The organism is Candidatus Methylospira mobilis (genome assembly GCF_009498235.1).
GTDB lineage: Bacteria > Pseudomonadota > Gammaproteobacteria > Methylococcales > Methylococcaceae > Methylospira > Methylospira mobilis.
Map to the genome: position 1 here is coordinate 1,896,304 of NZ_CP044205.1, position 13,569 is coordinate 1,909,872.

The 13,569-nt window shown below is 54.5% G+C and carries 12 protein-coding genes and 1 tRNA gene; 10 read left to right on the forward strand and 3 right to left on the reverse strand.

The features are described 5' to 3' along the window. The first annotated feature begins 1 nt into the window (after position 1). Genes F6R98_RS08330 through F6R98_RS08345 form a run of 4 tightly spaced genes read left to right on the forward strand, consistent with a single transcriptional unit; the run spans position 2 to position 3,977 of the window. Positions 2 to 415 (forward strand): hypothetical protein, encoded by a 414-nt coding sequence (locus F6R98_RS08330; protein ID WP_153248618.1) that lies wholly within the window; start codon positions 2 to 4, stop codon positions 413 to 415. Positions 416 to 464: 49 nt separating this feature from the next. Then, positions 465 to 1,382, forward strand: a complete 918-nt coding sequence (locus F6R98_RS08335) for an SAM-dependent methyltransferase (protein ID WP_153248619.1) — start codon at positions 465 to 467, stop codon at positions 1,380 to 1,382. Positions 1,383 to 1,398: 16 nt separating this feature from the next. After that, entirely contained in the window at positions 1,399 to 2,640 is a 1,242-nt protein-coding gene (locus tag F6R98_RS08340) for a ribonucleotide-diphosphate reductase subunit beta (RefSeq protein WP_153248620.1), read from the forward strand. 50 nt (positions 2,641 to 2,690) lie between these two features. Beyond that, on the forward strand, positions 2,691 to 3,977 hold the full coding sequence (locus F6R98_RS08345) for a DUF3422 family protein (protein ID WP_153248621.1): 1,287 nt from the start codon (positions 2,691 to 2,693) through the stop codon (positions 3,975 to 3,977). A 160-nt stretch (positions 3,978 to 4,137) separates the two neighbouring features. Here the strand turns inward: F6R98_RS08345 and F6R98_RS08350 are convergent, their stop codons facing one another. The 3 genes from F6R98_RS08350 to F6R98_RS08360 are packed head-to-tail and all read right to left on the reverse strand — an operon-like array spanning position 4,138 to position 7,997. Further along, positions 4,138 to 4,482 carry a Rap1a/Tai family immunity protein gene (locus F6R98_RS08350; protein ID WP_153248622.1) on the reverse strand — a complete coding sequence of 115 codons (345 nt, stop codon included), beginning with the start codon at positions 4,480 to 4,482 and terminating at the stop codon, positions 4,138 to 4,140. 33 nt (positions 4,483 to 4,515) lie between these two features. Continuing rightward, positions 4,516 to 7,086, reverse strand: a complete 2,571-nt coding sequence (locus tag F6R98_RS08355; RefSeq protein WP_153248623.1) for an ATP-binding protein — start codon at positions 7,084 to 7,086, stop codon at positions 4,516 to 4,518. Beyond that, positions 7,083 to 7,997 carry a phosphate/phosphite/phosphonate ABC transporter substrate-binding protein gene (locus tag F6R98_RS08360; RefSeq protein ID WP_153248624.1) on the reverse strand — a complete coding sequence of 305 codons (915 nt, stop codon included), beginning with the start codon at positions 7,995 to 7,997 and terminating at the stop codon, positions 7,083 to 7,085. Before F6R98_RS08360 ends, F6R98_RS08355 begins: the two co-directional genes overlap by 4 nt. 441 nt (positions 7,998 to 8,438) lie before the next feature. On the opposite strand from F6R98_RS08360, the gene F6R98_RS08365 reads away from it, so the two are divergent. From F6R98_RS08365 to F6R98_RS08390, 6 genes are all read left to right on the forward strand, one after another. After that, positions 8,439 to 9,020 carry a hypothetical protein gene (locus F6R98_RS08365; protein WP_153248625.1) on the forward strand — a complete coding sequence of 194 codons (582 nt, stop codon included), beginning with the start codon at positions 8,439 to 8,441 and terminating at the stop codon, positions 9,018 to 9,020. 221 nt (positions 9,021 to 9,241) lie between these two features. Further along, positions 9,242 to 10,993, forward strand: a complete 1,752-nt coding sequence (locus tag F6R98_RS08370) for a multicopper oxidase domain-containing protein (RefSeq protein WP_153248626.1) — start codon at positions 9,242 to 9,244, stop codon at positions 10,991 to 10,993. 9 nt (positions 10,994 to 11,002) lie between these two features. Then, on the forward strand, positions 11,003 to 11,890 hold the full coding sequence (locus F6R98_RS08375) for a cupredoxin domain-containing protein (protein WP_153248627.1): 888 nt from the start codon (positions 11,003 to 11,005) through the stop codon (positions 11,888 to 11,890). Positions 11,891 to 12,112: 222 nt separating this feature from the next. Next, a complete protein-coding gene (gene tpiA, locus F6R98_RS08380; RefSeq protein WP_153248628.1) occupies positions 12,113 to 12,868 on the forward strand; it encodes a triose-phosphate isomerase in 756 nt (251 codons plus the stop codon). Between the two features lie 3 nt (positions 12,869 to 12,871). Beyond that, a complete protein-coding gene (secG, locus tag F6R98_RS08385; RefSeq protein ID WP_153248629.1) occupies positions 12,872 to 13,246 on the forward strand; it encodes a preprotein translocase subunit SecG in 375 nt (124 codons plus the stop codon). Between the two features lie 43 nt (positions 13,247 to 13,289). Next, positions 13,290 to 13,374 (forward strand) — tRNA-Leu (locus F6R98_RS08390). Positions 13,375 to 13,569: the final 195 nt, after the last annotated feature.

The window sequence follows — 13,569 nt, forward strand, 5'->3', positions numbered from 1 at the left end:
CATGAACAACTCGAAAACAGCGCTGATTTTGTTATGCGTGCTTGCGGGCGGCTTGCTGCTGGTGGCCTATCAGCGTTTGGCGCCGGAGCAGGAGAACAGCAACTACGGCGGCATCATGGACCGCCACAAGCTGAACAACTATGCCCAGGTCATCTGCAGCAAGGCGGCCGGCGCGCATCTGGACAGGCCGTTATATACGCCGACCAGGATAGAAGACGATAATGGTCAGGCGCTGCTGGTCTGGAGCAAGTCGGAAAATCTGGCGCACGAAGTTCGTTGCCGTTACCAGCAGGGCAACGGCATTACGCGGCTGGAAATCGACGGCAAGCCATTAGGCGACGTCAAGGTCGATATCAGCGAAGACCCGGCTGCGCGCGCGCCCGGCGCGTTGACCGAGAAACATTGGGGGCATTGATGGTCCGAAAATTGACGCAGCTCGTTACTCATTAAAATTGAAAGAACTTATGCACTATCTGGAACCCAACAAAGACTACCGCACCGATTCCCTGCGCAAAGGCGCGGCTTTCAGCGAAGCGGAAATCCGCGTCGATACCGTCAAACATTACGACGATTGCTACTGGGATTATCGCACCGCGTGGTTCAACAGCGAAAATCTGGCGTTGCATTACGGCTACTGGGAGGAGGGCATCAAAACCCATAGCCAGGCGCTGCTCAATAAAAATCGCATCATGTGCGCAACGGCAGACATCAAACCCGGCGATCACGTGCTGGACGCCGGCTGCGGCATAGGCGGCAGTTCGATCTGGCTGGCAAAAAACGCCGGCTGCCGGGCGACCGGCGTTACCGTCAGCGCGCAGCAGGTGGAACATGCCAGGCGTAATGCGGTCCGGCACGGCGTGGCGGACAAGGTGGATTTTCAGGTCGCCGATTTTTGCCGCACCTCTTTTCCCGACGCCTCGTTCGATGTGGTATGGGCGGTGGAAAGCAGTTGCTATGCGACCGATAAACGCGATTTTTTTCGCGAGGCCTACCGCGTGCTGAAACCGGGCGGCACCTTGATCGCCTGCGACGGCTTTCCCACCCGGCGCGAATTCAACGATGAAGAATGGCAGGCGATCATGGACTGCCTGAACGGCTGGGCGGTGCCGAATCTTTCCACCGTGGATGAATTTCAGCAGGGCATGGAAGAGTGCGGCTTCGAGCAGGTGCAGGTTACCGAAGCGACCAGGGAAACGCTGCCTTCGTCGCGGCGCATGTATATGACGGCGCTATGGACTTATCCGATGCAGATCGCGATGCAGACGCTGGGGTTGCGTAAAAAGGCGCAGACGGCTAATTTCAAGGTGGCTTTGGCGCAGTGGAAGCTGTTTAATGAGGGGTTGACCCGTTATTGCCTGTTCAGATCCACGAAACCACTTTAAAGTAAGGAGAACTCTCATGCTCGACTGGAACGACCCTTTGGCTACATTTAAAAGCAACGCCGGCGGCAGTGCCGCGGCGCTTCCCTTTGCATCGGGAAATCTCAGCGAAGAAGCCTTTGAACCGGCCATAACGACGCAAGCGCCAGGCGAGAGCAATACGGCGGTCGCACTATGCGGCACCAGCGCGGCTTTGCCGGTGCTGAGCGGGGCTACGGGGCTGGAAAATATCGAAATCGGCGCGCGGCGCATACAGGTGGACGACAAGAAAATCATCAATTGCCGCGCCGACCTGAATCAGCTGGTGCCGTTCAAATACCAGTGGGCCTGGCAAAAATACCTGGACGCCTGCGCCAATCACTGGATGCCGCAGGAAATCAACATGAATGCCGACATCGCGCTGTGGAAAAGCGCGGACGGACTGACCGAGGACGAGCGCACCATCATCAAGCGCAATCTGGGATTTTTCTCGACCGCCGATTCGCTGGTGGCCAACAATCTGGTGCTGGCGGTGTACCGCCATATCACCAACCCGGAATGCCGTCAGTACCTGCTGCGTCAGGCTTTCGAGGAGGCCCTGCACACCCACGCCTATCAGTATGTCGTCGAATCGCTGGGGCTGGATGAAGGCGAAGTGTTCAATATGTACCGCGAACTGCCTGCGGTTGCGCGCAAGGCGGAATGGGCGCTGCCGTTTACCCAGTATCTGTCCGATCCGCATTTTCATACCGGCACTACGGAAAACGATCAGCGTTTGCTGCGCGAGCTGATCGCATTTTATGTGGTTTTCGAAGGCATTTTCTTTTATGTAGGCTTCACGCAGATCCTGTCGATGGGGCGGCGCAACAAAATGACCGGTACCGCGGAGCAGTTCCAGTACATCATGCGCGACGAGTCCATGCATATGAATTTCGGCATCGACGTGATTAACCAGATCAAGCTGGAAAACCCGCAGCTATGGTCGGCGGGCTTCAAATCCGACATGATCCAGATGATACGCGAAGCGGTAGACATCGAAACCCAGTACGCCTACGATACCATGCCGCGCGGCGTGATCGGACTCAATGCGCCGATGTTCAGGGAGTATCTGGAGTTTATTGCCAACCGGCGTTGCGCGCAGATCGGCCTGCCGGAACAATATCCTGGCGTGAATAATCCGTTCCCGTGGATGAGCGAGGTGCTGGATCTCAAGAAAGAGAAGAATTTCTTCGAAACCAGGGTAACCGAATATCAGACCGGCGGCGCATTGAGCTGGGATTAGGGCGCCGGCGCTAACTCCGTTAACTAATATAATATAATTTGTAAGGTGTTATGCAACAGTATCCCCAGCGCGAATGGCTGAACGATGAAGTTCATGCCCGTCCTCATGTCGAGCTTCACGCCCCCGAGCAATTATCCTATCTGGCGCTGCTGGTCAACCGCGAGGAGCGCGAACGTGAGAACGACCATCTGCACGGACTTTGCCGGCATTTCAATATCACCAATGAGTTAACGGACAAGCGGCGCGGCTTGTTCGCGGATTTGGGCAAATTCCGTCTCAAGGTCGAGCGGCATGAAGAGTTTACCTCCTACATGTTCTTCAGGCCCTGCCGGCCGGAAACCCTGTTCGATAACCCGGTCAGCGGGAGCCTGCCGCAGGAATGGCTGGATAATCTGCCCGGCCAGTTGCTGGTGGCGGCGCAGGTGGCCATCGTGCCGGGTAGCGGACAAGTGCTGGACACTACCCCGCAGGGCCTATCGGCGCTTTTTTCGGGTAATCGGGTGATAGGCGCCAAAATCGCGGCCGGCGCCGGCGAGGCGTTTACCGATTTTCGCATAGCCGAGGATGGCTATAGCCGCTTTTTGATTTTTACTCACCAGTTGTCTTCAGGTCAAGCCGGCCGGGCCATGCAGCGCCTGCTGGAAATCGAAACCTATCGCATGATGGCCTTGCTGGCTTTGCCCGAAGCGCGCCCGCTGTTGCCTGCCTTGAAGGAAGCCGACGCGCAACTGGTAAAAATTACCGCAGCGCTGGACGATGAAACCTGCGAGTCGGACGAACGGCTGCTGGAGCAGCTTACCGATCTGGCCGGCGTTATCGAAAACCGCATCTCGGCAACTTATGCGCGTTTTAATGCAACGCGCAATTATGCTTCGCTGGTGGATATACGTCTTGAGGAACTGCGTGAAGCCCGTATCGAAGGTTTGCCGACATTCAGCGAGTTCCTGAACCGGCGCTTGAATCCGGCCATGCGCACCTGCGATGCGGTCGATAACTGGCTGCATCAGCTGTCCAAGCGTATCGGACACGCCAACCAGCTGCTGAGAACGCGGATCGACGTGCGGCGCGAGCAGCAAAATCTGGAGCTGTTGCGCCAGCTAAACCGCCGCTCGGAAATCCAGTTGCGTTTGCAGCAGACCATCGAAAGTCTTTCCGTTGCCGCAATTACCTACGCCGCCGTCAGTTTGGTAGGCCTTGTCATGAACGGGCTCAAATCGCTGGGCTTGCCGGTTAACGCCGACCTGATTATGGCGATGTCCATACCGGTGATCGGTTATCTGGTTTACCTTGGGGCGGGGTTCCTCAGAGAGGCGTTCAAACAGGATAGCGGTAGCTAGGCGTACGTTGCCGTTCCTCCTTTATATATTTGACGCATAACGGTAGATTGAGAATATGGGCCGAAAAGAGTCGTTTTGTTCCATGTTAAAAAAGATGCTCCAGCCGCAGCGGCTCTTTCGGCACCCGGCATGAGACAATTTTATTGATTAGTCGTAAGACTTAACGGCGGCAAGGAAAACTGGCGGCAAGTACAGTGCTTATAATCTCTGAAGCATGACGATCCAAGCCATCAGGATGATCCCGAAGATACTTTGATACGATGCCCGATGCGTGTTCTGCGGAAACGCCTTTCGTCAGGCAGAACCGGGATCCATCCAGAGAATCAACGACGCCAGTTACATAACCGACATACTGGCTGGCTTTAGCCATGTAGCGGATCTCTCTGTTTTCTTGATAAGCGTCAAAATCAATCAGCAATTCCTTTAGCTCTGCCGAATCCATAAAATACGCCGCTTGAGAAAATGATGTATATATTAACAGAAAAATGATTAATGTTTTTTTCATGGCTATAATATCACTAATAATTTCATATAGTTCCTATTGGGGGAATCTTCGATTGGTATCGGCAAGCGCGCCTAGAATGGCTGGATAATCGAAAGAATCCGTCAACCGGGACAGCGTGCGGCTTAATTGTAAATCGACTTTTCCGATCTGCTGTATGGCCGCCGATATTCGTTTGTCGTCCAGACTTTCCAAGGCTACTCCGAGTTCATGGCGCAGCTCCGGGGTCAATACAGCCAGCATCCCGGCTGTCAACAAAACGTCCGGCACCGCTTCTTCAGGGAGTTCGGAGCGATAGAGGTATCTGACGCCCAGTTGCCGAGCCAGACAGCCATAGATTTCTTCGAAACGGTAAGGTTTGCGCACGAAGTCGTCCATTCCGGCGTCGAGCGTTTCCTGGCGCTGTTCCTGAAAGGCCGAGGCCGTTACTGCAACTATCTTCACGGCTTGACCGTCAGCCAGCAGGCGGATGCGGCGAGTGGCTTCCATGCCGTCCATGACCGGCATGCGCCGGTCCATCCAGATAAGATCGGGATGCCAGTCCTGAAACAGTTTCACGCATTGCGCGCCGTTTTCGGCTATTTTCACCTCAAGGCCGATGGCGGTCATCAGCCGGCTGAGCAGCAGCTGATTTTCATGCTGATCTTCTGCAATCAGTATACGATAAGCGGGCTGTCCGGGGGCAAGTGCCACGACTTCGCCGCGCTTCTCCGCTTTTAGTATGTCGGCAAGAGCGGCCAGTTCCACCGGCAGCTCGACCCGGAACAGCGAACCCTTGCCCACCGCACTTTCGACGCCGATATGGCCGCCCATCAGTTCAACGAACTGGCGCGATATGGCCAGTCCGAGCCCGGTACCTTTTTGCATGCCCGATTCCGCCAGTTGCACGAAGGGTTTGAACAGGCGCTTCTGGTCTTCCGGCTTGATGCCGGGGCCGGTGTCTTCTACTTCCATCAGCAGATGTTTTCGCGTGTTATTCTTCACGCCCAGACGAATGATAATGACGCCCTGCGCTGTGAATTTGATCGCGTTGCTGACCAGATTGACTAAAACCTGACGCAGGCGCGCCTCATCGCTCTTGATATAGCGCGGAAATTCGGACGTCTGGTCGAGCAGGAGCTGCAGGCCTTTTTCCTGAGCGCGCAATCGCATCATTTCTGTGACGTCTCGCACCATACTGCCCAGATCGAACGGCGCGACTTCCAGTTGCAGGCGTCCGGCTTCGATCTTGGCGATTTCCAGCACATCGTTGATCAGGGACAGCAGATGTTCGCCGCTACGATTGATGATGTTGAGGTTTTCCCGCTGGGTTTCGCTCGCATTCGGGTCCCGGCGCATCATTTGCGAGAAGCCGAGGATGGCGTTTAAAGGCGTACGCAATTCGTGGCTCATATTCGCCAGAAACAGGCTCTTGGCCTTGCTGGCCGCTTCGGCTGCGTCGCGGGCCAGCAGCAGCTCCGCGGTGCGCTGCAGCACGGTTTGTTCCAGTTGGTCCTTGTAGCGACGTAGCTCCTCTTCCGCCTGCCGGCGCTCGGTAATGTCGGTAAGCATCGAAAATGCGCCGTTGAAACCGTTTTCCTCGTCGATGATCGGTGTGGCGGAGGTCAGCATCCACACAGTATCCCCGTTTTTATGACGGAAGCGGCGTTCATAATGCTCCGATATGCCCATCTGACGATTTTGCATTTTTCGCAGATGATCGGCCTTGTCTTCGTCGAACAGGAAGTCCATCATCGGACGTCCCATGATTTCATCGCCGCCATAGCCAAGTATTTCGGTTATTCTGGCGTTGACGAAGACGGTCTTGAGGTCCGGGCCGACAACCCAGATTCCCTCGGTAGCGGTGTCTACGATGCAGCGGTATCTCGCCTCGCTGTTGCGCAGTTTTTCATCCTGTTTCGCGAGCGCATCCAGCATGGCGTTGAATTCCTTCGCCATGACCGCCGCTTCGTCCGTGCCGGCAATCGGTGAGCGAGCCTGACGGTTGCCGGTGCGGACTGCGTCGATGGTTTCCTGAACGGCGTAGAGCCTCCGGGTGATTCGGCGCCCCATGGACCAGGCGATGGTCGAGCCGATGAGTATCGTCGCCACTGCGTACAGTACGCCGTTCCGGATGATTTCCGTCAGTTTTTCGCCGTAGGCCTTTTGTCCTATACCGACGCGCGCCCAGCCCACATGCCGGCTTCCCAGCATCGCGGGAACCGCTACATCCACCAGCGCCGGCGATTTGGACAGCATGGTTTGCCTGACTTCATGAGGCAAATCGAGTAAGTACTTGCCCATGCGCGAGGGATCGGTATGAGCAAGTACGAGCCCCTGATTGTCGACAACCATAGCAAAAATAAGCTCGGGATAGCGCCGCTGTGTTTCGACGATCTCCTGTATCCCGGAAACATCGGCGGCTGCAATCCAGCCCGCGGCAGACGTGGACAGCGATTGCGTCAATGCTTCCGCTTCTTCGACTTGACGGTCCAGCAGCATGACGCGCTGACGCAAGGTTAGGTCGGTGATGAAAAGCGACATCATTACGGCGTGTATTGCCGCGACGCTCAGGATGAGGCGCCCGCGCAGCGTACCGAAAAAGAACTTATGACGATGCACTGTCATTTCAGGTCGACCGGTTTTACATCCCGTTCAAAACGCGCGACATAATCTTTCACCACGTCATAGTCTTTATCCGTGGCTGGATAAAAACGGGAAGTTTCCATGCCGTCAAGAATGGCGTGTCCCTCGGCGGTTTCATGCAAGCCGACAAGAAGCGAGCGCACCTGATCCCGAATATCCGCCGGAACATCATCGCGCGCCATCACCGAAAGATTGATCAGCGATTCGGTTTCCCATATAACCTGCAGTTCGGTGGCTTCCTGCGGGTGCTCTTTCTGAAAGGCCCGCCAGGGAGGCGGCCAGGTCGCTCCGGCTGCAGTGTTTCGGAGATACACGTTCATGATTGCCGAAGATTGAGAGCCGACATAACGGTTTTCGATGTCTTTATTAATATCGACTCCATGCTGGAACAGGAAATATTGAGGCATCACGCAGGCAGCCAGGGCGGTGGGCGAAGGGTAACTTACGGCTTTCCCTTTAAGATCGGCAGGGAGTTTGATGCCGCTATCTTTTCGTACCAGAATAATACCCTTAAAATCCTGCGCATCGCCGGACATGACAATAACATGATAGCCCTGTTTGATCGCCTGCAAGGTCTGCCAGGGGTTGGGGAGGATAAACTCGGTTTTGCGTACGGCGTACTTGGCTTCGAAGTTGGCGTAGTCCCGCGACGCCTCCAGTTCGAAGCTTACGCCTTGTATACAGCTATTCAGGTAATCGATGAGCGGCTGATACGCCTGCGCGAGTTTTGCGGGATTGTGCAAGGGGTGAATTGCAAAGTGATAGACGGGCGCGCCGGAAACAGGCGGTTTGGTCCCGTATTGCGGACCTTGGCTTTCCGGTTCCCTGCCGCAGCCGGAGAGCATGGAGGCAAAAAGCGTCAGCACGAAAACGGTCAAAACTCTCGGGTTCATTTTTTTCTCCTGCAACGCGTTCGACCGCACCGTTTTTTCAGTATGAGGCTCCAGTGGCCGGGAAGACCGCTTCGATTTCCGTATCGCCTTGTTCAACGCTCATCCGGTCATTGTGCCATGCTTGCGCAGGGCTCTTCCGGGTTTGTCGTCTGCCGGCGTCGCGCGCAGATCCGCTTGCCGGGGCTATATGCTGGGGAAAGCCATCCGTTCCGCCGGATAATGCTTGATCGCAATGAATTATTTTAAACTTTCATTGTCTTATTTGTCCTGGCTCTGTGGCGAAGGGGCGGTCAGCGCCTGAATTTAGCGCATAAGCGTTTTATAGCGGCGCTAATTGTGATAGGCTGATAAAGTTATACTTGTGTTTAGGGAGCGGCAGGGAATGTGTACGCTCCTACTTGAAATTTATAAAAAATCAAATAGCGAAGATGAGGAGGGAGTATGCGAATTTCAAACGGCTTCAAAAACGGCTTGATGTCATTGAGTTTACTGGTTGCAATGACATTGTTGTCGGCCCAGGTATGGGCGCATGGCGGCGCGAGTGTGGATACGGATCAATGCCGTATTTTTGTAGGTCCGCATTTGGTGCATTTTACTGCTTACCAGCCGCAGTTGACCGGCACCACCGAATATTGCGGAGAGATTCCCGAGACCGGCCCGGCTACCCTGGTATTCGATTACGAGGGCAAGGCGCTACGTAATATGACGGTGGAACTGGAGATTACCAAGGAGCCCGAAGGAACCCGCATGTACTACCAGGCTCCGACGATTCACAGCACCGGGACTTTCAACACCACCATTAATTTTACCGAAGCAAGCAAATACCTTGCGCATGTGACCCTGCTTAACGAGGGACAGCGCGTGGATGCGCACGTCGCATTCAAGGTCGGTACGGCTAAGGGCAGTCTTTCCACAAGCACCATAGTTGCCATATTGGCCGTATTACTTGCGATCGCTTATATTGCCTATCTTTCCAGTCCGCAGCTCAAGGGATTGGTGGACGGCCTGCTAAAGAAGAAGTAGTTTCTGTTGGTATCGTAAGCGCCGGTGTTTGCATGTCGATGCGCCGGCGTCTAACCGGTCATGGTGAAAACGCAGCCTTTTACCCCTATCATGCACAAGTGCTTGCCATGAAACGGTTTTCCTCACTCAGTCTCTCCCTGAGAGAGGAGACGAGGAGTTCGCTTCGCGATTTGTACGGTAACGTAACGACTTATAGTCTTCTTCTTCGAGAAGGTAGTAGCATGCATAAAAAATTTCCAGCCATCACTCTGGCCGTGTTTGGCCTGCTGGCGACCGATGCGGTTAACGCGGTTTATACGCCGCCGGCTTCGGTCAAGGTTGAGATGGATACCCCAGAACCTTTTTGCAACAGCGGCGTTCCTCCCGAATGGCGCGACGCGCAGGTTGTGGAGGGGGTTGATATTCAGGAGTCCAGAGTTTGCAACCCTGATAATCCAGCCGAAATAGCCGTTTTCACCAAGGGCACCAACAACGTTTCCATGCAGACATTGATGGATACCAATCTGGCTGCCGACGCGCTTACCATCAGCAATGACATGGACGGCGACGGCGATCCCGACCAGTACATCATCAAGCTGGAAATCATGGAGGTTAATGGTCACTCGCCCGATTTCGCCGGCGTGGTGCCTACCTTCGATATTGCTCCCGGAATACAGCCGGGTTTTTGGGTGTTTACCCCGAAAACCCGCGATATGTCGACCAAAAGTTTTGCCAGCGCCGAGGCGAACCCTCTGCTGCGCATGCCTGCGCCGGTTATCCGCGTCGAGCAGGGCGACGTGGTCTGGCTCGTGGTCGAAAACACCCATTATTTTCCTCATTCCATCCATCTGCATGGCGTGGATCACCCGTTCATGGATCATTCGGGGGAAGGCAACGACGGCGTGGGTCAGACCAGTCAGATGGATATTATGCCGGGGGAAAGCAAAACCTATGTGATCAAGCCGCGGCAAGCCGGCACCATGTATTATCACTGTCACGTACAGCCGCATACGCATATTCCGATGGGGTTGGCCGGCCTGTTTGTCGTTGAGGAAAACAGGCCGAACAACTGGGTGCAGACTTTTAATGTCGGCGCCGGACAGGTGCGTCATCCATCGGTGGCGGTGAAGGAAAAATATAACCAGGAATATGACTTGCATTATCAGTCGGTCGATAAGGAACTGCACAGGATCATACAATCCGCCAACGATCCGCGTCTGATTGCCAGGGCGATGAATAATGACTACGACATTACCGACGCGACGGACGACTACTATCTGCTGAACGGCAGGTCTTTCCCTTACACCTTGCGCGAGTCGTTGATAGTCGCCGAGCCGGATCAGAAAATAAAGCTGCGTATACTGAACGGGCATACGGATCCGCTTGCGCTGCATATTCACGGTCATAAGGCGACTGAAACCCATTACGACGGCGTCGAGCAGAATCCGGCTGCCCGGGTTACCCGTGACGTTTATTCCATGGCGCCTGCGCAACGGCTGGATCTGGAGCTGAATACGACAAACGACGGCCTGCATAATTTCGGACCGGGCATCTGGATGTTTCACGATCACACGGAAAGAGCGTTCACTACCGATGGGCAAGGCGAGGGCGGCAGCATCAGTCTGGTGGTCTATAAGGATTTTATTGACGATAAAGGTACGCCGAAGACGCACGGCATGGATCTGAGTCCGTATTTCACCAAGCAGTTCTGGGAGCGCAAGCTGCCGGTATGGCAAAACTGGGCCGATCCCTGGGGTAGTCTGAACCAGGCGGGGGTTGCCGCATCAGCGAAATCCTCTGCGGTACAGAGCGGCGCCGTCAAAGTGAATGCGGACGCCAATGCCGATACCGGCGGCGAAGCCGGCGGTTTCTCGTTTGCTTCGTTGATCGAAGGCCTGATCATGGGCGTAATCGCCTGGTTTGCAGTGACTAAATGGCGGAAATTGCTGGATTTTGCAGAGCGGATATCCGCCCGTCAAGCACAGAAGAAATGAGGTTTCCCAATGGCTAGGCTGTTATTTGCGCTGACAATATTATTATTTTCGCATCTTCCTGCGTGGGCGGCTGAGCCTGACTATGTCGAGCATAACGACATGATGGATCATGGCGATGGTCATTTGATGGATGCTCAAGGCGCCATGGTAATGGGGCAGAACAAGGATAAGCTGCCCGGCGGATGCGATCGCATTTCCGAAGATGCGAAGATCACCGTGCATGGCGGGCACAAATATTCGAAAGAGTATCCGGGGACGATGTATTCGTTCGATATGCATGAATGGCGGTTCAAGCCTTGTACGCGGTTGACGGTTACATTTATTAACGATGATCACATCCGTCACCAGTGGATGATGCATGGGTTGCCCAAGTATCTGTACGATAAGGGCATGTTTCATCTTGAAGTGACGGGGCCGGGCAGCGTGAGCGGGACATTGATACTCCCCGCCGAAGACAAAACCTATCTGGTGCACTGCGATATGGCGCAGCACATGGAGAAGGGTATGAAAGCCCAGTTGATCGTCGGCAAGGGGGGTGCGCCGTTTCCCAGTATTCCCGGCCTGACCGATCCGGTGATTGCCGACGATTACGGCGCGGGTTCCGTTGCAACGGGTGATGGCGGTGCAAATGCCCCGGTATCTGCTGCTGCGCCGCAGCAACAGCGCGGAAGGGAAGATGCTTCCTTTTGGAGTTTGTCGCTGCTGCTTGGTCTGATTTTGGGAGTTGCGGGCGCTTCCATATGGGCTAAAAAGTACGCAGGTGTGCCTACAGCCGATGCCGCTGCCGATATTTTTTATCGGGCTGTGCAAGGCATGCAGGCGTTGCTGCGTTTTATTGCCGATATCCTGCGCAAGTTGTTGTCGCGCATAAAATACCTGCCGGGCTCCAGGCAGTAGCGCAAAGCGGCTGGCGGTTTCGCGCATAACTGTTTAGTTGCAGATTTTAGGAAGGGTAGGCGGGGCCGCGCGGTGAGCTTGTCTCCTGCGGGGCTTGCCGCTTCCAATTGTTGTTGGGCCTATGCTCCCGAGATCGCGCGCAGCTCTGTAAGGATATATGGGGCTTGATTATTCATGCCTGCTGGCTTATACTTACCTGTTTTTCTGTATCAGGGTACTTGAATGCGCCGTAGCATGGTGGTTGCGAATTGGAAAATGTACGTCAGTCGCGCAAGTGCCCGTGTATTGCTGCGTGAAATAGTGGATGCCGTTTCCGAGCCTCCGTCGTGTGAAGTCGGCGTCTGTGCTCCCTACGTGTATATTCCCGATTGCGCGGAGATAGTGCAGGGAACGTGCGTGTTGCTGGGTGCTCAGAACCTGTCGGATCATAAAGACGGTCCATACACAGGTGAAATTTCGGCGGCGATGTTAAGCGAGTTCGGTTGCCGCCTCGTTCTGGTTGGTCATGCGGAACGGCGTTACCTTTACGGCGAAAATAATTTATCGGTTGCCGCTCGTTATCTGAAAGCAATAGAGTATGGCATTGCGCCGATACTCTGCGTAGGCGAAACCCTGGAACAGCGTGAGCAGGGACGTACTTTTCAGGCTATAGCCGAACAGTTGGATACGGTGATTTCGATCGCAGGGATAGATTCCTTTACCAGGGCCGTAGTCGGCTATGAGCCTGTCTGGGCAATTGGCTCAGGTCAAACTGCCAGCGCTGAACAGGCGCAGGAAGTGCACGCCTTTATCAGGAGCCAGATCGCCTCTCACAGTCCCCGGATAGCCGAAAGTTTGCGGATACTATATGGCGGCAGCGTAAAACCGAAGAGTGCTCCCGAGCTTTTTGCAATGCCTGATATCGATGGCGGGTTGATAGGGGTGGCCGCGCTGAATAAACAATCGTTTCTTGAAATTTGTAATGCAGTCAAGGTGTAAACTATGTATCAAGCTTTAATTGTCGTGCATGTCGTTATTGCACTGTCCATCGTCGGTCTCGTTCTTTTACAGCAAGGGCGGGGAGCTGACGCCGGAGCCGGTTTTGGCGGGGGGGCTTCCAACTCCGTTTTCGGCGCGAGGGGCTCGGCTTCCTTTTTGTCCAGAATGACGGGTATATTTGCCGCAGTGCTTTTTAGTTCCAGTTTGTTGCTTGCTTATTTGGGTGATAAGCATGATAATGCTAAAGATGATCTGATGGATAAAGTAACAGCGCCTCAAACGGATTTGCCGCCTGCCACGCAAGCGCCGAATTCCGCCAAACAGCAGTCAACCAGCGATTTGCCGACGCCTGCTCCTGTTGCGCCGCCCAAACATTAAGCTATGTAATGTTGAATGCACGTCATCTAAAAGTTTACTGAATGCCGATGTGGTGAAATTGGTAGACACGCCATCTTGAGGGGGTGGTGACGCAAGTCGTGTCGGTTCAAATCCGACCATCGGCACCAAATATTGGAAACTCACTCTGAGCTGCAAAAGCCCGCATCGCGGGCTTTTTGTTTTGAAGCGACCGGGTGATGGAATCAAAAAACAGCCAATTCGTGGTAGGTAGTGACCGGAGTGGCGGCAGCGGAGTATACTCGGAAACTTATCCGTGTGAGCCGGCTTCTTCATTTCCTCGTGTAATCGTTCTCTAACCCTGA

Bases quoted from the DNA above. Each gene is read 5' to 3' on its own strand.
- F6R98_RS08340 (WP_153248620.1), top strand. From the start codon at position 1,399: ATGCTCGACTGGAACGACCCTTTGGCTACATTTAAAAGCAACGCCGGC.
- secG (WP_153248629.1), top strand. From the start codon at position 12,872: ATGTATCAAGCTTTAATTGTCGTGCATGTCGTTATTGCACTGTCCATC.
- F6R98_RS08375 (WP_153248627.1), top strand. From the start codon at position 11,003: ATGGCTAGGCTGTTATTTGCGCTGACAATATTATTATTTTCGCATCTT.
- tpiA (WP_153248628.1), top strand. From the start codon at position 12,113: ATGCGCCGTAGCATGGTGGTTGCGAATTGGAAAATGTACGTCAGTCGC.
- F6R98_RS08355 (WP_153248623.1), bottom strand. From the start codon at position 7,086: ATGACAGTGCATCGTCATAAGTTCTTTTTCGGTACGCTGCGCGGGCGC.
- F6R98_RS08360 (WP_153248624.1), bottom strand. From the start codon at position 7,997: ATGAACCCGAGAGTTTTGACCGTTTTCGTGCTGACGCTTTTTGCCTCC.
- F6R98_RS08345 (WP_153248621.1), top strand. From the start codon at position 2,691: ATGCAACAGTATCCCCAGCGCGAATGGCTGAACGATGAAGTTCATGCC.
- F6R98_RS08365 (WP_153248625.1), top strand. From the start codon at position 8,439: ATGCGAATTTCAAACGGCTTCAAAAACGGCTTGATGTCATTGAGTTTA.
- F6R98_RS08335 (WP_153248619.1), top strand. From the start codon at position 465: ATGCACTATCTGGAACCCAACAAAGACTACCGCACCGATTCCCTGCGC.
- F6R98_RS08330 (WP_153248618.1), top strand. From the start codon at position 2: ATGAACAACTCGAAAACAGCGCTGATTTTGTTATGCGTGCTTGCGGGC.
- F6R98_RS08370 (WP_153248626.1), top strand. From the start codon at position 9,242: ATGCATAAAAAATTTCCAGCCATCACTCTGGCCGTGTTTGGCCTGCTG.
- F6R98_RS08350 (WP_153248622.1), bottom strand. From the start codon at position 4,482: ATGAAAAAAACATTAATCATTTTTCTGTTAATATATACATCATTTTCT.